Source organism: Chryseobacterium sp. PTM-20240506 (genome assembly GCF_048296755.1).
GTDB lineage: Bacteria > Bacteroidota > Bacteroidia > Flavobacteriales > Weeksellaceae > Chryseobacterium > Chryseobacterium proteolyticum.
In genome coordinates this window covers 3,357,202-3,383,368 of sequence record NZ_CP182581.1, presented here as the reverse complement: position 1 = coordinate 3,383,368, position 26,167 = coordinate 3,357,202, and the positions used below count along the sequence as shown (strand labels likewise).

31 protein-coding genes are annotated in these 26,167 nt (G+C 36.4%); 22 read left to right on the top strand and 9 right to left on the bottom strand.

All coding sequences use genetic code 11. The features are described from left to right. Positions 1–72: 72 nt before the first annotated feature. The 6 genes from ACNFU2_RS15120 to fabF all read left to right on the top strand — a co-directional run bounded on the left by ACNFU2_RS15120 (position 73) and on the right by fabF (position 5,181). Entirely contained in the window at positions 73–489 is a 417-nt protein-coding gene (locus tag ACNFU2_RS15120; RefSeq protein ID WP_418122191.1) for an OsmC family protein, read from the top strand. Positions 490–535: 46 nt separating this feature from the next. Beyond that, on the top strand, positions 536–1,516 hold the full coding sequence (locus tag ACNFU2_RS15115; protein WP_306613384.1) for an alpha/beta hydrolase: 981 nt from the start codon (positions 536–538) through the stop codon (positions 1,514–1,516). 100 nt (positions 1,517–1,616) lie between these two features. After that, a complete protein-coding gene (locus tag ACNFU2_RS15110; RefSeq protein WP_273650405.1) occupies positions 1,617–2,222 on the top strand; it encodes a TetR/AcrR family transcriptional regulator in 606 nt (201 codons plus the stop codon). Positions 2,223–2,233: 11 nt separating this feature from the next. Further along, positions 2,234–3,502, top strand: a complete 1,269-nt coding sequence (locus tag ACNFU2_RS15105) for an acetyl-CoA C-acetyltransferase (RefSeq protein ID WP_273650404.1) — start codon at positions 2,234–2,236, stop codon at positions 3,500–3,502. A 9-nt stretch (positions 3,503–3,511) separates the two neighbouring features. Beyond that, positions 3,512–3,937, top strand: coding sequence for a PaaI family thioesterase (locus ACNFU2_RS15100; RefSeq protein ID WP_172282119.1), 426 nt, complete (start codon positions 3,512–3,514; stop codon positions 3,935–3,937). Between the two features lie 2 nt (positions 3,938–3,939). Next, positions 3,940–5,181 carry a beta-ketoacyl-ACP synthase II gene (fabF, locus tag ACNFU2_RS15095; protein ID WP_273650403.1) on the top strand — a complete coding sequence of 414 codons (1,242 nt, stop codon included), beginning with the start codon at positions 3,940–3,942 and terminating at the stop codon, positions 5,179–5,181. Between the two features lie 52 nt (positions 5,182–5,233). Here fabF and ACNFU2_RS15090 read toward each other — a convergent pair whose 3' ends face one another. The 3 genes from ACNFU2_RS15090 to msrB form a co-directional block, all read right to left on the bottom strand. Continuing rightward, on the bottom strand, positions 5,234–5,614 hold the full coding sequence (locus ACNFU2_RS15090; RefSeq protein WP_273650402.1) for a hypothetical protein: 381 nt from the start codon (positions 5,612–5,614) through the stop codon (positions 5,234–5,236). A 55-nt stretch (positions 5,615–5,669) separates the two neighbouring features. After that, entirely contained in the window at positions 5,670–6,428 is a 759-nt protein-coding gene (locus ACNFU2_RS15085; RefSeq protein ID WP_273650401.1) for a murein L,D-transpeptidase catalytic domain family protein, read from the bottom strand. 354 nt (positions 6,429–6,782) lie between these two features. Further along, positions 6,783–7,226, bottom strand: coding sequence for a peptide-methionine (R)-S-oxide reductase MsrB (gene msrB, locus ACNFU2_RS15080; RefSeq protein WP_418122187.1), 444 nt, complete (start codon positions 7,224–7,226; stop codon positions 6,783–6,785). Between the two features lie 105 nt (positions 7,227–7,331). Here msrB and ACNFU2_RS15075 point away from each other — a divergent pair, with 105 nt between their 5' ends. Together ACNFU2_RS15075 and ACNFU2_RS15070 are read left to right on the top strand one after the other, a co-directional pair. Continuing rightward, entirely contained in the window at positions 7,332–8,576 is a 1,245-nt protein-coding gene (locus ACNFU2_RS15075; RefSeq protein ID WP_273650400.1) for a DUF445 domain-containing protein, read from the top strand. Between the two features lie 29 nt (positions 8,577–8,605). Next, positions 8,606–9,490, top strand: coding sequence for a hypothetical protein (locus tag ACNFU2_RS15070; protein WP_273650399.1), 885 nt, complete (start codon positions 8,606–8,608; stop codon positions 9,488–9,490). Positions 9,491–9,533: 43 nt separating this feature from the next. Here the strand turns inward: ACNFU2_RS15070 and ACNFU2_RS15065 are convergent, their stop codons facing one another. The 3 genes from ACNFU2_RS15065 to ACNFU2_RS15055 all read right to left on the bottom strand — a co-directional run bounded on the left by ACNFU2_RS15065 (position 9,534) and on the right by ACNFU2_RS15055 (position 12,482). Beyond that, positions 9,534–10,556 carry a quinone-dependent dihydroorotate dehydrogenase gene (locus ACNFU2_RS15065; protein WP_418122184.1) on the bottom strand — a complete coding sequence of 341 codons (1,023 nt, stop codon included), beginning with the start codon at positions 10,554–10,556 and terminating at the stop codon, positions 9,534–9,536. A gap of 99 nt (positions 10,557–10,655) precedes the next feature. Then, on the bottom strand, positions 10,656–11,351 hold the full coding sequence (locus ACNFU2_RS15060) for a pseudouridine synthase (RefSeq protein ID WP_273650397.1): 696 nt from the start codon (positions 11,349–11,351) through the stop codon (positions 10,656–10,658). A 75-nt stretch (positions 11,352–11,426) separates the two neighbouring features. Continuing rightward, a complete protein-coding gene (locus ACNFU2_RS15055; protein WP_306613382.1) occupies positions 11,427–12,482 on the bottom strand; it encodes an alpha/beta hydrolase in 1,056 nt (351 codons plus the stop codon). 213 nt (positions 12,483–12,695) lie between these two features. Between ACNFU2_RS15055 and ACNFU2_RS15050 the strand changes: the two genes are divergently transcribed. The 13 genes from ACNFU2_RS15050 to ACNFU2_RS14990 all read left to right on the top strand — a co-directional run bounded on the left by ACNFU2_RS15050 (position 12,696) and on the right by ACNFU2_RS14990 (position 23,455). Continuing rightward, positions 12,696–14,237 (top strand): glycine--tRNA ligase, encoded by a 1,542-nt coding sequence (locus ACNFU2_RS15050; RefSeq protein ID WP_273650394.1) that lies wholly within the window; start codon positions 12,696–12,698, stop codon positions 14,235–14,237. 83 nt (positions 14,238–14,320) lie between these two features. Then, positions 14,321–15,448 carry a serine hydrolase domain-containing protein gene (locus ACNFU2_RS15045; protein WP_306613381.1) on the top strand — a complete coding sequence of 376 codons (1,128 nt, stop codon included), beginning with the start codon at positions 14,321–14,323 and terminating at the stop codon, positions 15,446–15,448. 7 nt (positions 15,449–15,455) lie between these two features. Continuing rightward, positions 15,456–16,070: a YdeI/OmpD-associated family protein gene (locus tag ACNFU2_RS15040; protein WP_273650392.1), complete on the top strand. Its 615-nt coding sequence runs from the start codon at positions 15,456–15,458 to the stop codon at positions 16,068–16,070. Positions 16,071–16,256: 186 nt separating this feature from the next. Continuing rightward, positions 16,257–16,757 carry a M15 family metallopeptidase gene (locus tag ACNFU2_RS15035; protein ID WP_273650391.1) on the top strand — a complete coding sequence of 167 codons (501 nt, stop codon included), beginning with the start codon at positions 16,257–16,259 and terminating at the stop codon, positions 16,755–16,757. Positions 16,758–16,945: 188 nt separating this feature from the next. Continuing rightward, a complete protein-coding gene (locus tag ACNFU2_RS15030) occupies positions 16,946–17,983 on the top strand; it encodes a patatin-like phospholipase family protein (RefSeq protein WP_273650390.1) in 1,038 nt (345 codons plus the stop codon). Positions 17,984–18,289: 306 nt separating this feature from the next. Next, positions 18,290–18,862, top strand: a complete 573-nt coding sequence (locus ACNFU2_RS15025; RefSeq protein WP_172282092.1) for a DUF2589 domain-containing protein — start codon at positions 18,290–18,292, stop codon at positions 18,860–18,862. A 67-nt stretch (positions 18,863–18,929) separates the two neighbouring features. Continuing rightward, the gene (locus tag ACNFU2_RS15020) at positions 18,930–19,613 is read left to right on the top strand and encodes a hypothetical protein (RefSeq protein WP_306613379.1); all 684 of its coding nucleotides are present in this window, start codon (positions 18,930–18,932) and stop codon (positions 19,611–19,613) included. 1 nt (position 19,614) lies between these two features. Then, positions 19,615–20,172 (top strand): hypothetical protein, encoded by a 558-nt coding sequence (locus ACNFU2_RS15015; protein ID WP_306613378.1) that lies wholly within the window; start codon positions 19,615–19,617, stop codon positions 20,170–20,172. Between the two features lie 190 nt (positions 20,173–20,362). Then, positions 20,363–20,536, top strand: a complete 174-nt coding sequence (locus ACNFU2_RS15010; RefSeq protein ID WP_306613376.1) for a hypothetical protein — start codon at positions 20,363–20,365, stop codon at positions 20,534–20,536. A gap of 272 nt (positions 20,537–20,808) precedes the next feature. Next, complete coding sequence (locus ACNFU2_RS15005) at positions 20,809–21,729, top strand: helix-turn-helix transcriptional regulator (protein ID WP_306613375.1); 921 nt, start codon at positions 20,809–20,811, stop codon at positions 21,727–21,729. A 56-nt stretch (positions 21,730–21,785) separates the two neighbouring features. Next, the gene (locus tag ACNFU2_RS15000) at positions 21,786–22,415 is read left to right on the top strand and encodes an energy transducer TonB (protein ID WP_306613374.1); all 630 of its coding nucleotides are present in this window, start codon (positions 21,786–21,788) and stop codon (positions 22,413–22,415) included. Further along, positions 22,408–23,019 (top strand): energy transducer TonB, encoded by a 612-nt coding sequence (locus ACNFU2_RS14995; RefSeq protein WP_306613372.1) that lies wholly within the window; start codon positions 22,408–22,410, stop codon positions 23,017–23,019. Before ACNFU2_RS15000 ends, ACNFU2_RS14995 begins: the two co-directional genes overlap by 8 nt. A 4-nt stretch (positions 23,020–23,023) precedes the next feature. Beyond that, positions 23,024–23,455 carry a nucleoside deaminase gene (locus tag ACNFU2_RS14990; RefSeq protein WP_273650386.1) on the top strand — a complete coding sequence of 144 codons (432 nt, stop codon included), beginning with the start codon at positions 23,024–23,026 and terminating at the stop codon, positions 23,453–23,455. A 2-nt stretch (positions 23,456–23,457) separates the two neighbouring features. On the opposite strand, the gene ACNFU2_RS14985 is transcribed toward ACNFU2_RS14990, so the two are convergent. From ACNFU2_RS14985 to ACNFU2_RS14975, 3 genes are read right to left on the bottom strand one after another with little or no spacing between them, the layout of a single operon-like run. Continuing rightward, a complete protein-coding gene (locus tag ACNFU2_RS14985; protein WP_306613370.1) occupies positions 23,458–24,414 on the bottom strand; it encodes a hypothetical protein in 957 nt (318 codons plus the stop codon). Positions 24,415–24,460: 46 nt separating this feature from the next. Beyond that, positions 24,461–24,991, bottom strand: coding sequence for a GNAT family N-acetyltransferase (locus tag ACNFU2_RS14980; RefSeq protein WP_306613368.1), 531 nt, complete (start codon positions 24,989–24,991; stop codon positions 24,461–24,463). Then, the gene (locus tag ACNFU2_RS14975) at positions 24,988–25,749 is read right to left on the bottom strand and encodes a type III pantothenate kinase (RefSeq protein WP_172282076.1); all 762 of its coding nucleotides are present in this window, start codon (positions 25,747–25,749) and stop codon (positions 24,988–24,990) included. The genes ACNFU2_RS14980 and ACNFU2_RS14975 overlap by 4 nt, the downstream gene beginning before the upstream one ends. A gap of 224 nt (positions 25,750–25,973) precedes the next feature. On the opposite strand from ACNFU2_RS14975, the gene ACNFU2_RS14970 reads away from it, so the two are divergent. Then, complete coding sequence (locus tag ACNFU2_RS14970; protein ID WP_172282075.1) at positions 25,974–26,147, top strand: bacteriocin-like protein; 174 nt, start codon at positions 25,974–25,976, stop codon at positions 26,145–26,147. Positions 26,148–26,167: the final 20 nt, after the last annotated feature.

Genomic DNA, 26,167 nt, shown 5'->3' with positions numbered 1-26,167 from the left:
AACCAACCTTGATGTGACATACCTTTGTCATGTCAAAAAACAAATTAAATATTAACTAAAAAACAAAACATTATGAAACGTAACGCAACAGCCGTTTGGAATGGCAACATCAAAGAAGGAAACGGACACCTAACAACTCAAAGCACCACATTAAATGAAACTCAGTATTCTTTCAACAGCAGATTTGCCGATGGTGTAGGAACAAATCCTGAGGAATTATTGGCGGCTGCCCATGCAGGATGCTTTACCATGAAATTAAGCGCTGAATTATCACAGGCCGGATTTACCCCTGAGGAACTTAAAACAACCTCTGTTATTACTCTTGATCCAAGTATTGGAAAAATTACTAAATCTGAATTGACTTTAACCGCAAAAGTTCCAGGACTTTCAGAAGAAGACTTTAAAAAATATGCTAAAATTGCTGAAGAAGGATGCCCGGTAAGTGCCGCTTTCAATTTTGAAATTACACTCAACGCAACTTTAGCATAATCAACCTACTATTATAACCAATTACCAACCTTAAAAACCCAACATTATGTCACACAATGTTCAACCCGCAGAAAATGATCCCCATATTTTAAAAGATATCCGCGTTTTTCTTAAGGATCTTAACAGTGGAGGCGGAAAACCAATTGAAGAAATGTCTCCTGAAGATGCAAGACAGGTTCTTGTAGGAGCACAAGCCTCTGTAAACTTTGATTATTCAGATATTGAAGAATTTGAAAAAAAGATTACCCAGGACGGTATTTCATTAAATATTCATATTGTAAAACCCAAAGGAGCAAACGATAACCTTCCTGTATTTATGTTTTTCCATGGAGGGGGATGGGTATTAGGAGATTTCCCTACTCATAAAAGATTAGTAAGAGATTTGGTTGTAAAAAGTGGAGCCGTCGCTGTATTCCCTGATTACACTCCATCTCCGGAAGCTCAGTATCCTACTGCTATCAATCAGGCCTATGCAGCTACAAAATGGGTTTCCGAAAATGGCAAAGAAATCGGAGTGGATGGCTCTAAATTGGCTGTTGCAGGAAACAGCGTAGGTGGAAATATGGCTGCTGTAGTTGCTCTGATGGCAAAGGATAAAAAAGGACCGGAACTTCAATACCAGGTTTTATTATGGCCAGTTACTGACTCAGATTTCACAAGAGAATCTTATGAAAAGTATGCGCAGGAAAGGTTCTTAACAACTCCGTTAATGAAATGGATGTGGGACAATTATACTACAGATCTTGAAAAAAGAAAAGAAAAATATGCTTCTCCAAATAAGGCATCTCTTGAAGAGTTAAAAGGATTACCTCCTGCATTGATCCAGATAGCTGAGAATGATATTCTTCATGACGAAGGGGTAGCGTATGGAAGAAAGCTTGATGAAGCCGGTGTTCCTACTACACTTGCAGTGTATAAAGGTTTTATCCATGATTATGGATTATTAAATCCTATAGCTCATATTCCGGCAATTCAGGAATCTCTTGCCCAGGCAGCTTCCACAATAAAAGAAGCTCTCTTTAAATAAAATATCTTAAGTCTGGACTAATATTCAAGTTCAGACTTAGTTTTTATTCTAAATATACCATTTGGTATATTTTCGTATATTTGCATATAATTTCATGATTATGTCAAAAGCAGAAAAGACCAAACAGTTCATTATTGAGACTACTGCTCCCTTATTTAATAAGAAAGGCTATCTCTCAACGACGCTTTCGGACATTACGGAAGCAACAGGACTAACAAAGGGCAGTATTTACGGAAATTTTGAAAACAAAGATGAAGTAGCTCTTGAAGCTTACAAGTATAACTCAACTTTTCTGAGTAGAAGCATGTCCAGATCACTAGGAGAAGACTTTCCTCTGGCTGTGGATAAATTAAAAGCTATTGTCAATTTTTACCGTAAAAGCTGGAAGGATGTTTTCCTTAATGGAGGATGCCCGCTGATGAATGCCGCTACAGAGTCTGATGACACTTTTCCTATCCTGAAAAATCAGGTTACCCTATCTTTTCAGGCCTGGATCAAAAAAATTTCAGCAGCTATTCAGGAAGGCCAGCAAAGCGGAGAATTCAATGAAAAAGTAAATGCAGATGAAATGGCCTCATTATTCATTATGCTTATTGAAGGCGGTATACTTCTTTCCAAAACAACAGGTAATGAAACCTATCTGAACCTTGCTTTAGACAGGATCCTTTTAATCATAGACCAGGAACTCAATATTATTCCATCATAAATTTTTATCATATGGAAACAAAAAAAGTGGCCATCGTAGGATACAACAGAATTCCTTTTGCCAGAATGAACACTGCTTATGCAGATAAAGGGAATCAGGATTTGCTGCTTTCTGCCTTAAACGGACTGATTGACCGTTATCAGCTCACAGGAAAACTACTTGGTGAAGTTGCAGGCGGAGCAGTTATTAAGCACATATCGGAAAGCAACCTCATCAGAGAAACAGTAATGAATACATCTCTGGATCCGGCAACTCCGGCATGTGATCTTCAGCAAGCATGTGATACAGGAATCGAAGCAGCTATATATATTGGGAATAAAATCGCCCTTGGACAAATAGAAAGCGGTATCGCCTGCGGAGTAGAAGCTATGAGCAATATCCCCTTCGAATCGTCCCCCAAATTGAGAAAGGCTCTTTTAAAAGCAAATAAAGAAAAATCAGCTTTTGGAAAGCTGAAACATCTCTTAAGCCCGTCATTGAAAGACTGGATGCCTATTCCATACAAGGGACAGGAACCTAAAACAGGATTGGTAATGGGTGAACATACTGAAATTACCGCAAAATATTATCAGATATCACGTGAAGACCAGGATCAGCTGGCTTTCAAAAGTCACCAAAATATGGCTAAGGCTTACGAGGAAGGATTCTTCAATGATATGATCACACCCGCATTTGGTTTAGAGAAGGATAATAATTTACGCCTTGATACCAGCCTTGAAAAACTGGCTCAGTTAAAACCCGCATTTGATAAACAAAACGGAACACTCACTGCAGGAAATTCTACTCCATTTACAGATGGGGCCTCTGCTGTCTTATTGGCCAGTGAGGAATGGGCTAAGGCCAACAATCTTCCCATCCTGGCCTATATTACCTTTTCCGAAATAGCAGGAATAGAATATGTGGAAAACAGACAAAATTTACTTCTTGCACCGGTTTTTGCCGCAGACAGAATGTTGAAAAAAGCAGGAATGAACCTTGAAGATTTTGATTATTACGAAATCCACGAAGCTTTTGCAGCACAAGTTTTGGCAACAATTAAGATCTGGGAGAATGATGACCTCGCCAAAAAATTCGGATTAGAAAAAGCTTTGGGAAAAATAGACAGAAATAAGCTGAATGTAAAAGGCGGAAGCCTTGCAGCTGCTCACCCGTTTGCCGCAACCGGAGGCAGAATTATCGCTACACTGGCTAAGCTTTTAAACCAAAAAGGAAGCGGGAAAGGTTTTATTTCTATTTGTGCAGCAAGAGGGCAAGGTATCACCATGATTATAGAAAAGTAAAAGTATTATATGGATCGATTAGAACAATTAAGACAATTTATTGGAAAAGAATTTGATCAGTCCCCTTCTCCATTTATGAAATGGCTGAATCCTATTGTAATTTCTGTAGAGGAAGGAAATCTGGAGTTTCAATATACCGTTCGCCCGGAATGGCTGAATCCAATCGGTAATCTTCATGGCGGAGTAACCGCGGCTATTGTGGATGACATCATCGGTGCTACGATGTTTTCCTTAAATGAAAATTCTTTCATTACAACCATAAATAATGTCATCGATTATTTTTCAACTGCGAAAGAAAATGATAATATTGTAGCCGAAACTAAAATCATTAAAAGGGGGAAGCAATTTGTAAATGCCCAATGCGAGATATGGAACGCAGATAAAACAAGACTCATTGCTAGAGGAACCTCCAATTTATTTAAAATCAGTAACTAAGTATGAAAAGAGTTGTCATTACAGGACTGGGTGCAGTTACACCCTTGGGAAACAATGTCGCAGATTTCTGGCAAAACAGTATTAATGGAGTAAGCGGAACGGCTTTAATCAAGCATTTTAATGCTGAAAAATTTAAAGTTCATTTTGCTTGTGAGGTAAAAGATTTCGACCCTAAAAAATATTTGAACCATAATGAAATAAAAAGAAGTGATCTCTTCACTCAGTATGCAATGTATGCCTCTGCTGAAGCAATTGAAGATTCAGGATTGGATTTTGAGACGATGGATCCATTCGATACAGGTGTTATCTGGGGAACAGGACAGGGAGGTATGCTAACCTTCGAAAATGAAGTCGCAGAATATTATGGTGGTGAGGGCATACCGCGTTTCAATCCGTTCTTCGTTCCAAAATTCATTGCCAACATGGCTTCAGGAATGATTTCTATGAAATACGGACTGCAGGGAATCAACTATACGACAGTTTCCGCGTGTGCCACCGGAAATACAGCTTTAATGGATGCTTTTAATTATATCCGTTTGGGTAAAGCAAAAGTAATCATAAGCGGAGGTTCAGAGGCTGGTATTACTCCAGCTTCCGTGGGCGGATTCTCCGGCATGAAAGCAATGTCTACGCGAAACGACGATTTTGCTACAGCAAGCCGTCCTTATGATGTAGACAGAGATGGTTTTGTAATCGGTGAAGGAGCAGGATCATTGGTCCTTGAAGAATATGAACATGCCAAAAGCAGAGGAGCAAAAATCTACGCCGAACTGGTAGGTGCTGCCATGACAGCAGATGCTTATCACATGACCGCTCCGCATCCTGAAGGAGCAGGTGCTATAAAAGCTATGCAGTTATCTCTTAACGAAGCCGGAATTAATGCAGAAGATATTGATTATATCAATCCCCACGCGACCTCAACGCCTTTAGGAGATCTTATTGAATTAAAAGCGATCAACAGCCTTTTCAAAGGAAGTAAAAAACTTGATATAAGTGGTACAAAATCAATGACAGGGCACTTATTAGGGGCAGCGGGTGCTGCGGAAGCCATACTTTCAATTAAAGCAATTGAGAACGGAATCATTCCACCAACCATTAATCTTCACGAGATAGATCCTGCCATCCCTAAAGATGTCAATATCGTATTTAATGAGGCTAAAGAAAAAGATATTACGTATGCTTTAAGTAATGCTTTCGGATTCGGTGGACACAATGCGACCTTGATTTTCAAGAAGTTTAGCTAAGGAATTAGTTTAATAAAAATAAAAAAGCAGTCAAAATTGACTGCTTTCTATTTTATTCTGATTCAGGAATAAAAAAATCATCTTCCCCCTCTTCAATTGGAATATAAAGTCTTTCCCATTTTTCTCCTTCCACTATTTCCCAACTATGTCCAACTCCATCAGTATCCTCTGCTATAAGAATTATTCCCGGTTCAATTAGAAATGTAGAACCATCACTAACTTTAAATAAAATATTTCCTTTTAATGTGATCACATACTGTCTCCGTGGAGCCGGATGCGTATGTTTTTCCCATTCTTCTGTTATCGTACTAATCCAAAAAGTCCTGGTATTCATGGGCTTCAAAGTGGGTATTTTACCTGTCTCAAATCTGCTTGTCTGATCTGGATTACTCGATAACCTGAAAGCAGGAATATACTCACCTGTAGATTTCATACGACCTTTTAGTTTATGTTCAAATCGTCTTTATACTTATTGATAACAATTCTTATTAAGACTTTAACCACTCTGAGGAAGAAAGATAATTTTGATCCGGATAATAAATAAACAGACAATTTCTTCCTTTTATGGTATTAATAATTGGAGCCGTAAGGTCTTTCGGAATGGCAGGACATCCCCAGCTTCTCCCGATTCTTTTATGCATTGCTGCAAATTCTTCACTTACATAATTTGCTCCGTGCATTACAATCGCTCTTCTGTAAGCCGCATCATTAAATCCTTTATCCATCCCAAGCAACCTTAGAGAATATCCGTTATCTCCGTTATAGGTAGCATCGGTAATATAGAATCCCATACTGCTTTGAAGCGAGCTTTCATTATTTGAAAAATTGGTTGCAAACTCCTCTCCTGTATTTTTACCATGGGCAACCAAAGAATTAAACAAAACTTTCTTTTCCTGTGTATCAATTACCCATAGCCTGTTGGTATTGGAGGACATCGAAAAATCGCAGACTGTCAGTAAATGTGAATCCTGACTCAGTAATCCTGCTTTTTTTAAATTTTCAAATCCTGTTAAGGCTTTAAAGAACACCTCTTCATTAAGTTCATGTCCTGGTGCGAATGCAATTGATTTATATAATTCTTCTGATGAAGATACCGCATTGGTTGTCTTCTCAGATTTCGTGTCAGCTACTCTTTCAATTTTTTCTGTGCCAATGGTTTCACTTCTTAAATTCGTTTTCTCCGGAGAAATGTAAAATGAAGTTGTAACCATGTACGCAAAGCCCAAGAGGCTATATAATCCTTTCATTCAATAACTATGTAAAATATAAATTAGTGGGGCAAAATTATAAAAACATAATTACGCGACAGGAAAAACAAACCGAAGTTTAACGCTATTTAAGAAACTTTAACTTCCTGATTCTGTGAATTAAAGCCGTTATTTTAACGCATTTCGGATCAATTCCTGTCGCATTGATTTTATGCGATACTGCGATTTTACGGGTTTTGCTATAACATGAGGAAATACTTCGCAAGGAATTCCTGCATATAAATCTTCAATAATTTAATATTCTACAATAAGCATCTTTATATTAAGAAAATTCTTACTTATTGTAGATTCATTGAAAATAGTAAAGATCAGATAGAACTATTCATCGAAAATCTAGTTTTTAGAATCCGGGACAAATTCCAGACTTACAGAATTCATACAATAACGTAGTCCTGTTGGTTTGGGACCATCATCAAAAACATGCCCCAAATGCGAATCACAACGTTTACAAAGCACCTCTACTCTTTCCATTCCATAAGTTGTATCTCTTTTATAATAAACTCCTTCTTTATCCGCTTCAAAAAAGCTGGGCCATCCGCAACTGCTTGCAAACTTTGAGGTAGAGCGAAATAAATGGTTTCCGCAAACGGCACAATAATATTCACCTGTTTCATCGAACTCATTATATTTTCCCGTGAAAGCTCTCTCAGTAGCAGCTTCTCTTGATACGGCGTACAAATCGGGAGCCAGGATTTTCTTCCATTCTTCATTGGGAACTTCCAGTTTTGCGGTATCTGTTCTTGAATAGTATGGATTGTTTTTTGCTTCGTTTTCCATAGATGTAATTTTGATGGGTTATGATTCTGCGAATATGATTGCAGAAAAACAATTAGTATTAATGAAATTAAAAATTTCATAACCAAATTTACTAAATTTGATCATATGAATGATGAAGCCAAAAGAAAACAACTAAGAAAATACAAAGCATTTGCGACAGGATTATTTGTATTGATGGCAATTATTTTTGTCATTACAACAGTCCTTCAAAAGACAAATCCTTCACATTGGATAGGATACGTCCGCGCATTCTCCGAGGCTGCAATGGTGGGAGCCCTGGCCGATTGGTTTGCCGTAACTGCTTTATTCCGACATCCACTGGGGCTTCCTATTCCACATACCAACCTGATTGAAAACAGCAAAGAAAGACTCGGAGATAATCTCGGAAGTTTTGTAGTGACCAATTTTCTTTCACCACAGAACATACGCCCTTACATTCAGAAACTTAAAATATCCAATTTCGTAGGCGAATGGCTTACCAAAGAAAAAAACCAGGAAATTTTAATTAAAAATCTATCCGATATTGTTCTGGATATCCTCAATAAGCTTGACGATTCAGTGGTCAGTGATTTTATTACCAAAAAAGTCTCCGAAATGTCCAATGGGATAAAGCTTAATGTGATCATTGGAAACGGAATTAACTATTTGCTGGATAAAAATGACCATCAGCGGATTATAACCAATCTATCAAAGCAAATCAAAGAATACATCATAGAAAATGATGAGATGATCGAGGAGCGTGTAAAAAAAGGAAGTTATTCTTTTATCCCGTCATTTGTTGACAATAAAATTGCAGAAAAAATTGCCAATGGATTATCCGATTTCTTTAAAGAAGTGGAGGAAGATCCTCAACATGAAATCAGATCATTAATCTCAAAGAAGATCTATGAATTTTCATCGGATCTGAAAGAAGACCCTAAATGGGAAGGTGAGTTTAAGAACATTAAAAATGAGATCCTTAAAAACGATAAACTCAGCCAGTATTCGAATGACATCTGGTCTTCCATTAAAAACACTTTAACAAAAGAACTTCAGGAAGATCACTCCTCTTTAAAAAATTATATCTCCAAAAATTTAAATGAGTTTTCAGAGAACTTAAAAACTGACGAAAAACTTCAAAACAAAATAGATCATTGGGTACGCGTTACTGCCTATAAATATATTCTGAGAAACACTCACCAATTTGGAAACCTCATCAGCTCCACTGTCGGAAACTGGAAAGGCAAAGAATTAAGTGAGAAAATGGAGCTTGAGGTGGGTAAAGACCTACAGTTTATCCGTGTAAATGGTACATTAGTCGGTGGATTGGTTGGATTGATCATTTATACAATTGCTCATTTCTTTATTTAATACAACTAAAAACTAACCATAAAACCCGCATGAAAAAACTATTTTTATTACTCCTGTGTTCCATAGACTTCTTTTCCCTCGCTCAAAAAATAGAACTCAAAGTAGTTAATGATTCTTCCCAGATCTTTAAAGGGGAAGTTGCAGGAATTCCTGTTACCATGCAATTGCATTATAGGGGTATCGTGGATTGCAGCCAATATCAGCACTTTATAGACGGCTGGTATTTCTACGATAAATATCAGAAAAAAATTCCGCTCACCGGTATTTACGATTATGGAAACCTATACCTCTATAATTTTGGAAATAAGCAAAAACAGAGTTCAAAAATATTGGGAGAAAAGATTACATCACCTCAATGGATTGAAAAAACTGACAGTATTGCTAAGACGCTGAACCCCAAAGAAAGCTTCATTTTTAAAAATGATCGGTCCAATAAAGAAGTCCAAGGTAAATTCATTTTAGGAAATAAAGCACAATCTGCAAGTTTGTTTACCAAAAACAACATGATCTACAGATTTAATAATTATCTGATCCTGCCCAATAATAAAAAAATAAACACCTATGATTTTATAGATTCTTACGGAGGTAATGAACTGGTATCATACGTTTCAGATCAATCGGGAAACAGGATTCTGTTATATTTTGAGCATACGTCCAATTTCAATGCCTGCGGAATGTGTGGTGCCAGTGAAGGAGAAAAGGGCTATAGGGTATTATACTTTACCAGCGACTGGAACTATAAAAAACACGAAGATTTTCTTACAGAAAGCTGTATCAATAATATTTACGATACTGTAGTAACCAAAACTAAAGATTCTAAAGTTTTAAAGTTCGCTATTAAAAAGACAACAACAAGCCCTGCTTATACCTTGGTTGTAGATCGTAACAATGCTTCAGTTACAAAATCAAAATAGATGCAAGACCTGCCATTACTGATCAGATTTGGAATATGCTTCCTTATCTAGGTAGTCTTGAAGCCCTTTTTAAAAGTTCTTTTTTGATCTCATTGATCAATTCCGGACCCTCATAAATAAATCCTGTATAAAGCTGGATAAGGCTTGCTCCTGCATCAAGCTTTTCAATTGCATCTTTTGCAGAATGGATTCCTCCCACTCCGATAATCGGAAATGCTCTACCGCTCTTTTCAGAAAGAAAACGGATCACTTCTGTAGATCTTTTAGTTAGTGGTTTTCCTGATAATCCTCCGGTTTCAGATTTATTCTCGGAACTAAGATTCTCGCGGGAAAGTGTAGTATTGGTTGCTATAACTCCCGCTATTTTAGTATCTTTTACAATATCGATAATGTCCAACAACTGATCATCGGATAGGTCAGGTGCTATTTTTAGAAGGATAGGTTTTGGATTGGCTTTTCCGTTATTCATTTGTTGCAAAGTTCCCAAAAGCTGAGTTAAAGGTTCTTTATCCTGAAGTTCGCGGAGGTTGGGTGTATTAGGCGAGCTTACATTAACAACAAAATAGTCTACATACGGAAAAAGTTTCTCAAAACAAATTTTGTAATCATTTACCGCTTCTTCATTAGAAGTTACTTTATTTTTCCCGATGTTTCCACCGATCAGTACATTTTTATTTTTCTTAAGCCTTTCAACAGCAGCATCTACTCCTTCATTGTTGAAGCCCATCCTATTGATAATGGCTGAATCTCCTTTTAAGCGAAAAAGTCTTTTCTTGTCATTTCCCGGTTGGCCTTTGGGTGTAAGTGTTCCGATTTCCACAAAACCAAAACCAAGATCAGCGAGTTCTTCAAAAAGCACTGCATTCTTATCAAAACCGGCTGCCAAGCCTACCGGATTTTTAAATTTCAAGCCAAAAACTTCTCTTTCAAGACGTTTATCTTCGATTGGTTTAGGAAAAAATAGTTTGGTGAGAAATCCAAAATTCTTAAGCATTGAAAATGTTAAATGATGAACTTCCTCGGGATCAAATTTGAACAGAATGGGTCTGATGATACTTTTGTACATTGAAAAAAAGTTTGACAAAAATACTCAAATTAAATTAATGGTCGTATTAACTTTTGATATTTTATCAAAAATGAAATTGAAACGGCAAAATATGAGAGGTTAAGAATACGAGCTCAAGTCGAAATTAAGAATGCCTCCTACTCTTTTAAACTCATCGTCTATCGTTGCATTTACCGTAATCCTTTCATTAGAAACTGGGTGATTAAAAACCAATTGATGGGCATGAAGCGTCATTTTGTTGATGCCAAATGTCTGAAGCCACAACTTGTTTTGTTTATTGCATCCATGCTTACGACAGCCTAAAATAGGATGCAGAATATGCTTAAAATGCTTTCTCAGCTGATGAAACCGCCCCGTTTCTGGAATGGCTTCAACTAAACAATATCTTGACGTCTGATGTTTTAAAAAAGGCAATTCTATTTCTGAAGTCTGTAAACGATGATAATACGTAACTGCTTTTTGCTTTACCTCGTCTTCATTAACTAAATCATAATCAATGGTTTCTTCTTCTTTTGCCCAACCACGAAGAATTGCGATGTATTTCTTTTCCACCTCCCGTGATGCAAACCGGTCACTCATTGTTCTCAAAGTTTCTTTATCTAGTGTAAACAGCAAAACTCCTGAAGTTTTTCTATCGAGACGATGCACCGGATAAACTTTTTGACCAATCTGCTTTCTCAGTTCCTGAATAGCATAAGTATCCGCTTCCCCGGAGTAAAAGGACTTATGCACCAGTAAACCGCTCGGTTTATTGATGGCAATAAGATGTTCGTCGCGATAAAGAATTTCTAACATGGAGCAAAAATAGAGGATTCTTATCTATTTACTCTTAACTGCTACGAAAATACTATGAAAATTTTATAGTATACATTATTCCTCAAATTTCAAATGCGTATTGAAAAAAGGTAACATTTGATTTTCAATTCGTCCGTTTTCTTTGCTAACCTCACTTCCATGTGTTCCGATATATTCTTCGGCTTCATGCTTTATTTTTAATATTTCAAGATTTTTGCTTAAACTCATACAGCTTGGTGGAATATGCTTAAGCTCATCATTTCGGCCCCAATCAAATTTTATCGCCTTCAGTTTTTTGATGTTTTCATATTGCGTGAAAACCAGCTCTGAAGTAGAATTTTTCTTGAGTTCGTCCAGGACAAGAGCGTCTATTTTCAGATCATCTCCCTGAAAATAAAATGGGAGATCAGCAAAAAAAGGAGGCTTATTCACATTTCCGTTATAAGCTCTGGCAATGGCAAAAATAATATTGGTTCTTGAGTTTTCAGGTTTTGAAAGATCCTTGACTTCTTTAATATTCTGTACGTTTTTATAAGATTCAATTTCTGTCAAAGCAAAATACCTGGCATCCAGAATTCCCGGAGATAAAGCGTATACAGATGAAAAAACATCCGGATGAAGAAATGCATTTCGAAGCGCTCCGTTTCCGCCCATAGAATGTCCTGAAATTCCGCGACTGTCTTTACTGGAAATCGTTCTATAATTTTTATCAATAAACTCCACCAGTTCAAGAGAAGTGAAATCGGACCAGTTTCCGGACGATTTCGAATTGGCATAGAAGCTTCCCTTAAAAACTGTACTTTCATCAGGCATAACAATAATTACAGGTTTTATCTTTTTTGCTTCGATTGCGCGGTCGATAATATGATTGATTCTATCACTGCCTACCAAAAGACTGTCATTCCAAAAAAAACCGTGTAAATAATATATAACAGGATACCTTTTTAAAGATTTTTCATAATCCGGAGGAAGATAGACTGAAATTCTCCGCTTAGGGTTTTCACCGGCTTTGTTATGAAGTGTTTTTGCGGTAATGAAAGTTGTTACCACTTTTCCTTCAGGTATTTTCTGGGCAGAAAACAGATGAACAGACAAAATAAAAGCCAAAAATATAAAACTGATTTTTCTCATCGTAAAATCTTTAATCAAAACAAATTTCGACAAATTGTCTCAAAATAAGACAATAAAAACAATCCTATTCGTATTTTCTTTCCAAAAAGATAGATTCTTAGTTCGCTAAAAATCAAAAGAGAAAGAAAATTTCTTTTTTAGCCGCTTTTTTTGTTGAATTTCATGATTTTGGAATCCAAATTCATATTTTTGCAAATCAGACGTAAAAAAATTATGGCAAAGCAAGAAGATGTTTTCAAGAAAGTGATTTCTCACGCTAAAGAATATGGTTTTATTTTCCCTTCCAGTGAGATCTATGACGGTTTATCCGCTGTTTATGATTATGGGCAGAACGGAGCTGAACTGAAAAATAATATCAAACAATATTGGTGGAAAGCGATGGTACAGCTTAACGAAAATATTGTAGGTATTGATTCAGCTATCCTGATGCACCCTACTACTTGGAAAGCTTCGGGCCACGTGGATGCATTTAATGATCCGTTGATTGACAACAAGGATTCTAAGAAACGTTTCAGAGCAGATGTTTTGGTTGAAGATTATTGTGCTAAAATTGAAGATAAAGAGAACAAAGAAATTGAAAAGGCAGCGAAAAGATTTGGTGATGCTTTTGATAAAGATCAATTTGTTGCTACAAATCCAAAAATTCTAGAGTACAGGGCAAAAAGAGAGGCAATTCTTTCCAGGTTGGCAAAGTCCCTTGAAAATGAAGATCTTGCTGATGTAAAAGCTTTAATTGAAGAGCTTGAAATTGCAGATCCTGATACAGGTTCCAAAAACTGGACGGAAGTAAGACAATTCAACCTGATGTTCGGAACAAAACTGGGAGCTTCTGCAGATTCTGCAATGGATCTTTATCTTAGACCAGAAACAGCTCAGGGTATTTTCGTTAACTTCTTAAACGTACAAAAAACATCACGTCATAAACTTCCTTTTGGTATTGCCCAGATCGGAAAAGCCTTCAGAAATGAGATTGTGGCAAGACAGTTTATTTTCAGAATGCGTGAATTCGAACAAATGGAGATGCAATTTTTTGTAGCACCGGGAACTGAACTCGAATTCTACGAACAATGGAAGCAAAAACGTCTGAATTGGCACCGTGCCCTAGGTTTAGGTGATGAAAATTACAGATTTCATGATCATGAAAAATTAGCGCATTACGCGAACGCTGCAGCAGATATCGAATTTAATTTCCCTTTTGGTTTCAAAGAACTGGAAGGTATTCACTCAAGAACCGATTTCGACCTCAAAGCCCACGAAGAGTATTCAGGAAGAAAGCTTCAGTTCTTCGATCCTGAAAGAAATGAAAACTATGTTCCTTATGTTGTGGAAACTTCAGTTGGTTTAGACAGGTTGTTCCTTTCAATCTTCTCTCACTGCCTTAAAGATGAAGTATTGGAAGACGGTTCGGAAAGAACGGTATTATCTCTACCTCCTGCGTTGGCGCCTATCAAAGCTGCTATCTTGCCATTAATGAAGAAAGATGGATTGGCTGAATATGCAGAAAATATATTCAATGATCTGAAATACGATTTCAATCTATTCTACGAAGAGAAAGATGCGATCGGAAAACGATACAGAAGACAGGACGCTATTGGTACTCCTTATTGTATAACAATAGATCACGATTCTCTTACGGATCATACGGTAACCATCAGAGACAGGGATACAATGAAACAGGAAAGAGTTCCTGTAGCAGACCTGAGAAGGATCATTGATGAAAAAACCAACTTCAGAAATTTACTTTCTAAAATATAAATACAGAGCCCTGATTTTTCAGGGCTTTTTTTATTGCTATCCCCTAATTTATTTTAAATTTGTTTAAGACAGATCTTAAACAAATGCTAAAATATATTATCGGCGGAGCTGCTGCAGGTGTAGCTTTTGCTTACCTTTTCGGATATGATTATTTATTCAGTGGAATTGCCAAAACTTATCTGAAAGGTAAATCAAGTGCCAACATTGACGACGGAAAACTGTTTCCCAGCAATATTATTTCCACAGAGTCTCCAAAGCTTTGGGAAGAAGATCCTGCTTATAACAAAAGTACTTTACCTAAAACAATCGTTGAAAACCTCATCCACTCCAATACAGCCTCTTTTTTAGTGATTAAAAATGGAAAATTGCTTCATGAGCAGTACTGGAATGGCTATAACCAGCTTTCTAAAACGAATTCTTTTTCTATGGCAAAAGCAGTGACTGTAATGCTCCTGGGAAAGGCTCTTGAAGAAGGTAAAATAAAAAGTATTGACGAAAAATTCTCCAGCTTTTTCGAAGATTTCAAAAACAAGGAATTAGGTAATCAGCTAACTCTTAAAAACCTGGCCCAAATGGAATCTGGCCTGGATTGGGACGAAGATTATAAAAATCCTTTTCGCCCTAATGCAAAAGCCTATTACGGAAGGAGTCTCTTAAAAGCTACTTTTTCAAAAAGATTTAAAGCAGAACCCGGGACACGGTTTGAGTATCAAAGTGGTTCTACTCAGCTATTGGGATTTGCCATAAAGAAATCAATAAACCAAACACTCGCAAGCTACTTATCTGAAAAATTCTGGACTCCTTTAGGCATGGAACAAAATGCCGAATGGAGTGTGGATAATAGCCGAATGGAAAAGACATATTGCTGTATTCATTCCAATTCCAGGGATTTTGCAAAGCTCGGACAGCTATTCCTGGATGATGGCAAGGTAGATGGTATCGAGGTTCTTAATTCTGATTTTATTGAGCTGATGAGAACCCCTACAAAAAAATCCGAAGACATCTATGGGATGGGGCTCTGGATTAATCATGACAATCCTGTTAAACATTATTATTTTCTTGGACTTCAAGGTCAGTATATCATTATGGTACCAGATCACAACATGGTTATTGTAAGAACAGGAAGCTATGAGAATTCTCCTAAAAATGACAGAGGAAGACCAGACCAGGTAAGATTTCTTGTGAACGAAACCGTAAAATTATTTAATTAAAAGGATCATGAAAAAATACAGCGCACAGGTTGATGAATATATCGAAAAATCCCCCGATTTTGCAAAACCCATCTTACGCTACCTTCGGGAAACGGTTCATGAGTTTTGCCCTGATGCAGAAGAGGCGATCAAATGGAAATTTCCTACTTTTATGTACAAAGGCAAAATACTTTGTTCCATTACTTCATTCAAACAATATTGCAGCCTTGGATTTTGGCTTCACGGGGAAATGAAAACCATTGCAGAACTGGAAACGACAGCTGAGAAAACTTCGATGTTTAGCTTAGGTAAGATTACTAAAATAGAAGAACTCCCTTCAAAAGCTCTCTTGAAAAAAGCCATTCTTGAGGCTATGGAACTAACAGATATGGGAGTAACCATGAAAAAAGCACTTCCAACAAAAACAGAAACTGAAATTCCCGATTATTTCAATAAAGCTTTACAGCAAAATAAAAATGCTTTAAAAGTATTTGAATCAAAATCTCCATCTTTTAGAAAAGAGTATATCAATTGGATTACCGAAGCAAAAACTGAAGCTACAAGAAATAAAAGGATAGAACAAGCTCTTGAATGGATAGAAGAAGGTAAAGGAAGAAATTGGAAATATGAGAAAAAATCCTAAATCATTATCTTTTATCTATTTACGCATCTAAAAAATCATCTCTCAGTCACAGGCAGAGATGGAAACAGGCTATAAACTGTATTGCAAAACTTAATTCCACACCCGTTGAATTCATTCTAATATACGTCAAGTTTTGGCGCTATCCATATCTACTTTTGTTTTCTAAAAAGACTAAATTTTGTAATTATGGATAAAGTGACCTTAGAAAGAATAGAAAAACTTCACCCTCTGGTAAGAGCGGAAGTAAAGCAAATCATTAAAGAATGTGACGAAGCCCTCACCGGAAGAGCAAAAGTAAGAATTACGCAAGGTTTACGGTCCTTTGAAGAACAGGAAAAGCTCTATGCAATAGGACGAATTACCTCCGGAAAAAAAGTGACCAATGCCAAAGCCGGACAAAGCATCCACAATTATGGTTTGGCGGTGGATATTTGTTTGATGATAGATGGGAAAACAGCAAGCTGGGACACTGCAAAAGACTGGGATAATGACGGAGTAGCAGACTGGTATGAATGTGTCAAAATTTTCGCGAAGCACGGCTGGGATTGGGGAGGAAACTGGAAAACGTTTAAAGACCTTCCTCACTTCGAAAAAAAGAATTTTCCAACCCAAAAAGGGCTTGTAAAAACCACCTGGAAAACCCTTTCTAAAATGGCAAGGGACAAAGCCGGATATATTATTTTTTAATCTTTTTTATTGAAAATAATTATAATACGACAAGTTCTGTCGCTTTCTCCGCCTATCTTTACTTTACAAGAAAACAACAAAAGCAAACAAAGTCTGCATGATAAAAAAAATTGTTTTATCCCGAAGAATGACCCATGGTTTTGAATATTAAAGATTGTAAGTGTTCTATTAACAATTAATATCAACAAATGAAAAAGACAACCATTCTTTCTTTAGACGGCGGCGGAATAAGAGGCATTATCACCTGTATTATTTTACGCTATATAGAAGAGCAGCTCCAATATTATGATAAGCCCAATGCAAAACTTGGAGATTATTTTGATTTGGTAGCAGGAAGCAGCACGGGAGGACTAATCGCTTCAATTATTTTATGTCCCGATGAACATCGAAAAGCCAAATACTCTATTCAAAAGGGGTTAGAGCTGTATGCTGAAAAGGGGGGTAACATATTCCAGGTTTCTTTTTGGGAGAAACTTGTAAACCCTTTTGGATTGATTAATGAGAAGATTTCTCAGGAAGCACTTGAGAAAAATCTGAATGATTTTTTTGGACATCTTGAATTAAAGGAATTGATAAAACCATGCTTAATTACCAGCTATGATATAGAAAACAGAAGAGCTAAACTTTTTAATTCATGGGAAGCCAGCCTAAGTACTGATAATTTTTATGTAAAAGATGTTTGCAGGGCAACTTCGGCGGCACCCACCTATTTTAGTCCGGTCCAGATAAAATCGATGTACGGACAGCTTTTCAGCCTTATTGACGGAGGGATGTTCGCCAACAATCCTGCACTTTGTGCGTATGCCGAAGCAAGAAAAATTCCTTTTGCCGAAGTATTGAAAAATCACCAGAAAGCCAACCATCCCACTGTTAATGATATGATTATCGTATCAATAGGGACCGGGATTGAATCCCGAAGTTATTCTTTCAAAAAACTGGAAAAAGCAGGAAAAATCGGCTGGGTAACTCCTATAATTGACATTCTGATGTCTGCGAATGCAGAAACCGTAGATTATCAGTTATGTCAGATGTTTCAGACATTAGGGTTAAGAAATCAAAAAAATTATTATCGTATCAATCCTTCATTAAAGAATGCATCTCCGGCTATGGATAACGTAAGACGTTCGAATATTGAAAATCTGATCCAGGCTGGATTGAGCTATATTGATGATAACAGAGAAACATTAAATCAAATTGTACAGAAGCTCATTAAAAACAAAATATAAGCTTTTAAGCTTATATGATGTGATAATAAGCTTTAAAGCTTATATAGATAAATATTTGTTCTCAACAGAAATATTTTATAACACGACGAGTTTTGACGCCACAACTAATTATCTTTGAAATAACAAAATAACCAGGGAAACCAAGCAAACAACCTGCTTCACCCCTAAAATATCCCTATTAATTTTAATCCGTTTTTAGTTTCAGTTTATGAAAACTGAGCCAGGATATGTATTACCTATAGAATATTAGTCTGCTAGCACTACTATATATTATTAACCAATTAATAACCTTAACAATTTTAAATTATGGCAAATTTAGTACAAGAATTAAACAGTTTGGATTTCAGTGTTTATATCGGAGGACCGATGCAAGCAGCCATTAAAGCTCAACATGATGCCTCTATTTCACAAGTGGATTTCATCAAAGAAGTCGGGTTCTATCCGGAAGGACACCCTAAAGCAAAAGAGCTAAGATATGTAGATTTCAAATATAAGAAATCCGTACCTGGTGCAAATGATACGGTGACACAGTCTGAAGTTACCTTACAGGTGCCTTTTCTTTCCATGCTTACGATTCCGGCTTTGAGAATCGATGAAATGACCATTGATTTTAACGCAAAATTAAATTCAGTAGAAACACAGTCTGCTTCAAGTGAGTTTTCCGGAAGTGCATCCATAAGTGCAAAAATCTGGAAAGTAAAATTCAACGCTTCAGCTGCTTATAAGAAGACCACTTCAAGTACTTCTACCACAGAAAAAACATATACGTTGGGAGTACATGTAAAAGCTGTAAATGATGAACTACCCGCCGGTCTTGCAAAGATTATGGATATGCTGGAAGATGCTATTGTAGCTAATGCTGCTGCACCAACTGCTTAATCTCATTTATTCAGATGGCTGCCCGGGCAGCCATCTCTTTTAAACTTTTAAATATAAAAAACTTATTATGCCAAAATTGAATGAATATTTGGGAGGAATTGTTTCTGAAATTGCTTCTGCCAGAAAAATGGCAGACCTCAAAACAGTACAGATTGCAAAAGAATACGCACAAGACGACCTACTGAAACATTTTTCCATTCCAAGAATGAAAGTCGGAACTGTGGATCTTACAATACCTTTCGCTACGGCAGGCAATTCACCCATCATGGCCTTTAGAGATTTTGCATACGACGAGATTATTAAAATAGCTAAGACCAATTACAATCCTTCCGATATTAAAAGCGATCAAAGCCTAAGGGCTTTTCTGGTGGATCTTGAAGTTTATTATAATGATGCTATCAAAAAAATACAAGACGATAATACTTCTATCATTACCGATTCACAAATACAATATTTTGATCCAATTCCCAAATATACACTGGAATTCTGTCAATCGTTGCCCAATTTCAGCTGGAGGCAAACAGACCCTCAGTTTTTCCAGCAGAGTATCCTGAACAGAGTTGTTCGGGAAGCAAGGAAAATCATAGAAAAGATCGACGATTACGAAATTATTGTGGAAGCAAGTAGACTGATGGAACTGGATGCCAAATGCCTGATCTATGCTAAAATGAGCGTAAGTGAGGCTGGTATGGAATGGTCCAGGTATGAAGACATTAACGGAAATATTATAGAAACCTTAATTCCTGAATAATATGGTAAAGAAATCACAATTCATTCTGGTTTCCCAGTTAAAGGATAATCTTCAGGAGTTTCCTTTGATCGTTACTGCATTAGAAAAAAAGGAACCTTTCTTTATTGAAAAAACATTATCATGGCTAAAGTCTGTAGAAGAGATTTTTTCCCATAATAATATCAGTGAGGTTTCTGAAATTGCAGGATTCAGAAGTAAAATCCTGGCAGCTAAATACAGTGATGAAAGAGGTTTTAACACAAAGAAAAACCAGATAAAAATTGCAGCCAACCTTCTGTATGATGCACAAAACTGTGTAATTCAGGTTTTAGCACCTCACGAAGGGAAAATGAATGATTGCAGGGATATCACAAAACAGATACTTACCATAACAGCACAAAAAAAAGGACTGCAGTATACCAAGGAAATAGACTTCAATGATTTTGTTCAAAAAGTGTGGTGGTATATCCTTTCCGATGCGGACCTAAAACCCGGAGGAATCAAACTTAAATCAATGCTTTCAGAAATGGACATTAGTATGCTGATTGCCGATGAAATAGATCTTGAAGATTTCTCCTAATCTAAAAAATAGCTCAATTCTTTTGAGTTATTTTTTTTAATACGTCAAGTTTTGTCGTCCCCTCTTTCTACTTTTGAATCATAGACCAAGGCACAAAAAAACAATCTTTAAAAACTTTCAAAAGCCATTGAATTCAACATTAATTAATGCTGAACAGCCTAAAATATGTTCAATCTTTAAAACACACGACATGGAAACACAAAATCACAATCCAGATATAATTTTTGATACCGATCTCTACACTATAGAGTGGAGTGACATCGAAAATGTGGAGATAGATTATGAAAACTATCTCAATGATATTGAGCTCTTTTTCAAAGAAGATTTTGAGAATGAGAACCTCGAAGACGATATTTATTTATAAACCTTGTTAGTTATGAAGTTCCGTTGCTATCTGATAATCTCACAGCTCCATAATACCTTTTAAACACCAATCATCATTATTGGATAGCCGGAACTTTTTACCTTTTTAGCGTTCAGAAAGAAATGATTACAGAAACTCATTTAAAAAAAACAAAAATACGACATATTTTGTCGCATTAAGAGCATATATTTGTATTATAAAACTTTAACCGTGAAACGCTTGCGTTCCATTTGAAATAACTGACTGGAAAGCTTTAAATAAAATTAACCCGAATGAAAAAAGATTTTTACTTAACAAGATATGCTCTGATTATTAAAAAATTAGAAAGTGCTCCTGCGACCTATTCTCAGCTGGAAGACTATCTTTTAAATTCTTTTGAATTTCAGGACGCTGATATTAAGAGTTACTCCATCCGTACTCTTCAGAGGGATATCCGTGAGATATCTGATCTTTTTAACCTTTCTATCCATAATAAGAAGAAAGGTGATAACCGTTATTATATAGAAAGCCGTCCCACGATGGAAGTGGATGAGTATAACCAGAAACTCCTGGAATCCTTTCAGGTAAGTAATGCTTTAAATGTTCATCCGGATTTTTCAGGATACATCTTTTTTGAATCCCGAAAACCAACGGGTGTAGAGCATTTCTATGATCTTTTCTTTGCCATTCGTAATAAACGTGTCGTTTCTTTTGAACATTACAATTATAAAAATAAAGTCATGACATCAAGAAAGGCACACCCTTTAGCATTAAAAGAATCTAAAGGCAGATGGTATCTCATTGCTATAGATACCAATGATAAAGCACTTAAATCGTTTGGACTCGACCGGATCAATTATCTGGATGTAAGTAAGACCAAATTCCGGGAAAAATATCGTTATAACTTCCGCGAATATTTTAAAAATGCATTCGGGGTTATGAATTTAACAGAACAAAAACCTCAGAAAATTACATTGAAATGCTCACGTCATCAGGGAGAATATATCAAAAGTTTTCCGCTTCACCAATCTCAAAATGAGATTAAAGAAACTCCTGAAGATATATACTTTGAGTTCTTTTTGCATCCTACTTATGATTTTATGCAGGAAATCCTTTCTTACGGAAAAGAGGTAAAAGTCCTTGAACCTAAATCTTTAGTTGATGAAATCCGCAATCATCTGAAAGAATCATTAAACAGCTATCTGGAAGACTAATAAAGGTTCATTTTGAATTAAGTTTTTTTGACTATTTTTACATAAATATCCACAATTTGAAATCTTTTTTACTGTTATTATGCTGTTTTTGTTCTGCAACATTCTTCTCTCAGCAACGGGAAGAGTTTAAGCAGGTAAAAAACTATTATAATCAGCATCGCAGTATGCTGAACACTGAGTTCAGAAAAAAGTTTGATGCTGAAACCGGTAATTTTCAAAAAGCAGCCATTAAGCAGGATTTTATTTTTTTTATGAAAAAAATGGATAGTATAGAAAATGTTGCGTTAATCGGAGCTCTATTAAGAGTAAAAAATACTGAAGACCTCAGCAGAATCCGGTTGGAAAACAGAATGGCACCCCCCGAAAAGGCTCCGGAAATCTTTCCCATTACAGACAAATCAGCAGATTATCCCGGCGGTATTAATGCTCTGAGGCAAGAGGTCGCCCATTTGTTCTATATTGATGGAGTTTTCTCAGAAGAGAAAACAGTAAAAGCCAATGTTGCTTTTATCGTGGAGAAGGATGGCACTATCAGCAATGTAGAAGCACAGGGCGATAATTTCACTTTTAATCGCCAGGCTCAGATTGCATTGTATTCTCTTTCAGAAAAATTTTCTCCAGCAATCATCAACGGTGATCCCGTTAGATATCGTTTTAAACTTCCACTAACTATGACTATTGAATAACGTGAAGAAGTACTGTACTTTTTATCTAATTTTATTATTCTCTTTTTATTATTCTCAGCAGACGGAAGGACTTCGAATAATTAAAAATAAATACGCTTCTGAATTTGAAAAAATAGAAAATGCATCCGAAAGTTCTATTATCCAAAAACTATCTAAGAAGCAGTTGAATGAATTTATAGTAAAAAAGAATGCTGCTATTTCAGTCTTAGAACTTAAAAGAAATAATGAGTATTTAGAGGAGCTTACGAGGATTAAACTTTATGAATCTACTCATAAATCTGATATCCCTTCTGTTAAAAAGTTAGACGAAAAGGGAGAGATTGTGGCAGAATATTCTAAAGGAATCAATCAGTTTAAACAGGAAATTTTAGATAATTTTTATGCTGGCACTATTAATGCGGATGGAAAAATCAGTTGTATAGTAAATTTTATTATTGACAAAGATGGGTCCATTGTTGAAGTAAAAGGAGTCGGTGATAACGAGGATTTTAATAAACAAGCTGAACTTGCGGTATATTTGTCTGATGGCACATGGGAACCAGCAAGGATTGATGGTTACACTGTAAGATACAGGATGCGTCTTCCCCTAACAATTCAATTTTAATTATATGTTTACTGACGAATACTTTATGAAGATGGCTTTCCAGGAAGCAGAGCTGGCTTTCGAAAAAGATGAGGTTCCGATCGGCTGTGTAGTCGTTTCCAATAACCGTGTTATTGCAAGGGCACATAATTTAACCGAAACCCTTAATGATGTAACGGCTCATGCAGAAATGCAGGCGATTACGTCTGCAGCAAATTTTTTAGGAGGAAAATACCTGATCAATTGCACACTGTATGTTACTTTAGAGCCTTGTGTCATGTGTTCAGGGGCACTGGCCTGGTCACAAATATCCAAGGTAGTTATTGGCGCAAGAGACGAGCAAAGAGGCTTTATCAATAAACACCTCAGCCTCCACCCCAAAACTGAAGTGGTTACAGGAATTATGGAACACGAATGTTCGGCAATCGTTAAAGAGTTTTTCAGATCAAAGAGATAAGATTAATCCTTACAGGTTATACTAAAAATACTCTTTTCAATTTTCTTATATGATTTTTGTTGTGGTTTAAGTTCCATTCTATGATACTTATACATTGTATCAAGATTATGGTATTCATCATCTTCTGACGCTCCCTCGGGGTGTTTTGCCGTATAGACCTCTTTGGAAGCATCGTAGTTATAGTTGTAATTAAGATAGGACTCCTCATCAAAGTCCTCCTGCATTGATCTTTCTCCAGGCCCATATGCCTCAATATTATAAGCCAGATTACTGATGATAGATTCTTTTGAAAAGCCGGACACCCCTCCATTAATAAACGTCTCCATTTCTTTCAGTTCTGCCGGCTGAAGATCTTTTTTGAGAGAAGAAGGGCGATCCTCACTTCTGAAATATAATCTTCCTTCTTTAAATTTTGCCGTAAACGGTTTTTGCCTTACAGCAGATGAATAATACATAACAATAAAATTATTATACCTTTTATTTTCTGCTACATAGTGTAAGTCTTTAGCCTGATCAAACAATGCCACAGAAAGGATAATATCTTTAAAATTACTACCAAACTCTTTTACCATTGGATAAGAAAAACAGTTAGCATCATCATTTAACACAGGCTGGATGCCCTGTTCGGAATTTCCCATATAAATTTTGGTATCCCTCTCAAAGTTATCAAACATAACTTTAGTTCCTTTTTGGCCAGCATCATATCTTCCGTACACATCAAAAGGATATTTAGGTGTAGAAGGGATAAAAGAAATGATACTATCATTATCCATACTCCATGTTCCAAGAATAACCTGCCCAAATGTAGCCATCACAAAGCGGTGGTTTTCCAAAAGTATCCAATTATAGCCTCCGTCATCAGGATTTCCAGAATCTACGTGATAAGATCCGGAAACTTTGGTCTGTGCAGTAGAAAAGATAGCATTGGTGAGCAGAAATAAGATAATCAGCTTTTTCATGGTATAAGTTGGTGAAGTTAAAACCTACACCTAAGATATTGAAAAACTATTTGTTCCTAAAAATGGAATACACGGGAATGTCAAAGTACTGCCCGTCTTTTTTAAGATGCTGTTTTAGTATGGCCTCCTGCTCCATTCCTATTTTTTGCATAATCCTTCCGGATGACGGATTGTGGAAAAAATGAGTGGCAAAAATCTTGTTAAATCCAAGCTCTTTAAATCCATACTCAACCACTGCAGAAGCCGCTTCTGTTACGTATCCTTTATTCCAGAACGGGACAGCCAGCCAATAGCCCAATTCAGCTTTATCATCTCCTCTGTCATGAAGTCCTATAGCTCCAATAATCCTATGTTCTTTATTTCGGATCGCAAAAGTGAACCCTGATTTATTTTCAAAAGCTTCTTTTGAAATTTTCAACCAGAATTCAGCATCCTTTTCAGTGTAAGGATAAGGAATATTAGAGGTGAGCTCTGAAAAAACTTTATCCTGAAGATATTCGACAATTAAAGGAATATCGCCTTCTTCCAGCTGTGAAAGAATCAGTCTTTTTGTTTCTATTACAGGAAATTTTTTCATGATTGATCTTTACCTAAAAAATAAAGTCCCTTTAAAGTATGAAGTCTGTCCGTAATATGTATTTTATTGGTTAAAGGCTTATACACATGAGAAACACCACCGGTCGCAATGACGAAACAATCATCATTCACCTCTTCATTAATACGATCTATAAATCCTTCCACCATTCCCAGGAAACCATAAACCATTCCGCTCTGCATACAGGTTACAGTATCAAGCCCTAAAACAGATTTTGGTTTTTTAAGTTCTATTTCCGGCAATTGGGCAGTCTGGCTGATGAGAGAGTTTAGCGAGGTAACAATTCCCGGCGCAATAATCACACCCAGCGTTTCACCGGTCTCAGTAACACAACTTGCTGTAAGTGCGGTACCGAAATCTATAATAATCTTCTTACGGCCAGGGTACATATTATGTGCTGCTACCAAATTAGCATAGATATCTGTTCCCATTTGTTTGGATTTTGCCTGAACTCCGGAAGGAGTATTTCTATCAACAATAACAGGGGAAATTCCGTGTATTTTTTTAATGGCAGAGCTCATTACTTTAGTAAGCTGAGGAACTACTGAACCAATAATCACATTTTGTATTGCGCCCGGTTCAATCTTATAGGTCTGATACAACATCAGCATCTGGACATACAATTCATCAGCGGTTCTGTAAGGCTTTGTATTAATCACCCATGAAATATCACAGTTGTCATCATCAAAAAGACCAAATCTTATATTGCTGTTTCCAATATTTATAACAATAGAGTTCATTTATTTTAACTAAATGGGTTTGAAAATGAGTGTAAAAATAAGGCTTTATGGTGAAAAGTTCTATGAAACTACCTATTAATTTAAAATCAGTGTTTGCAAATCATTTCATTTATTAAGTCTGCCGCTACACTTATAAAAATAAAGAAGACACTTATCAATTCATTCTATCGGGCATGTAGGTTTTAAGGTACATTTGAAATATCAACTCATTTAAAACCACTACTATGAAAAACTTCAAAAGAATTTCAAGGCATGCTCTTAAAACAATCCACGGGGGAAATGTAAACTGCCCAGTTCCCGGAAGCAGTGTTCCGGCAATATGTCCGGGAACGAGATGTCCTGCTAACCCATGTGCTACTCCCAACTGCATTATACCCGCTGCATGCTCACCCGATTAAGACAAATAAAAAAGGAGTAT